Source organism: Bartonella jaculi (assembly GCF_039543045.1).
GTDB lineage: Bacteria > Pseudomonadota > Alphaproteobacteria > Rhizobiales > Rhizobiaceae > Bartonella > Bartonella jaculi.
Map to the genome: position 1 here is coordinate 1 of NZ_BAABIZ010000146.1, position 897 is coordinate 897.

2 protein-coding genes are annotated in these 897 nt (G+C 33.6%); both read right to left on the reverse strand.

The window, feature by feature from the left end:
* Positions 1 to 467 precede the first annotated feature (467 nt).
* Positions 468 to 623 carry a hypothetical protein gene (locus ABD915_RS09880; protein WP_345117783.1) on the reverse strand — a complete coding sequence of 52 codons (156 nt, stop codon included), beginning with the start codon at positions 621 to 623 and terminating at the stop codon, positions 468 to 470.
* Between the two features lie 61 nt (positions 624 to 684).
* Positions 685 to 897, reverse strand: a 213-nt coding sequence (locus tag ABD915_RS09885; protein WP_425548211.1) for a hypothetical protein, incomplete at its 5' end; no start/stop codon positions are given.

Genomic DNA, 897 nt, shown 5'->3' on the forward strand with positions numbered 1-897 from the left:
TAAAAGATTATACCGTAATCTAAAATGATAGCTTTATCCTTTTCAAAAGCTCTCTTTAAAGAGAATTATATATAGGTTTTGAAGGTGTTTAAAACCCTCAAAATACCTTCAAAACTCCCTTCAATATATATCATAGATTGAATTTATAGGTTGTGTTATTTATATGGGTTGTATCTTAAAATGCTAACATATTGAAATATAATGACTTTTATTTTTGATTGAAAAAAAATATATAAGGGGGGGTAAAAGGAACCCTCAAAATCTTCAAAATCCTCAAAACTATAATCACAATAGTCTTGATAGCATTTCTTATGAGTTACAAGCTATTTTTTGAAAGGCTTTAAAGGATCATATGCTTTTCATAAGACATGTTTTAGTATTCTCTAAAAATATAATTTTGTTTGTTAAAAAGAACTGACAAAAATGACGCAATAGCTATTTAAATTAAAGCATAACTGATCAGTATCCTAAAAATCTTGATCCTTGTTGATGCAAAACTTCATCTTGCCCTTATCTGCCACCAGATGCGTCTGACCACCCCCACTTGATAGCCCTGCAACACAAAGCATGAAATCACTGCCCGTAACAATGGTAAAATCTCCACCGCTGTTGAATTCACTCAACTCGTGATAAAGGCTTTGGACAGAACTCTATTTTCTATAAACTTTTTGAGATTTTAAAAAGCTATTTCTTGTCTTTTTTTCCGATAAACTTAGCTATTTTTTCTTTCAAAGAATGAGGTCGCTTCTCCTCGCCGGAAACCTCCCGTTGGTTGTCAAGCTTTTCTGACACTTGTTCAATCAAAGCGTAGCTCAGTTGCTTTACCTTTGCGACTTCTTGAGCTAAAGCTACTGCACGTTCAAGGTGGGTTTTGTTGATGCTCTCGTCAAAGCCTAG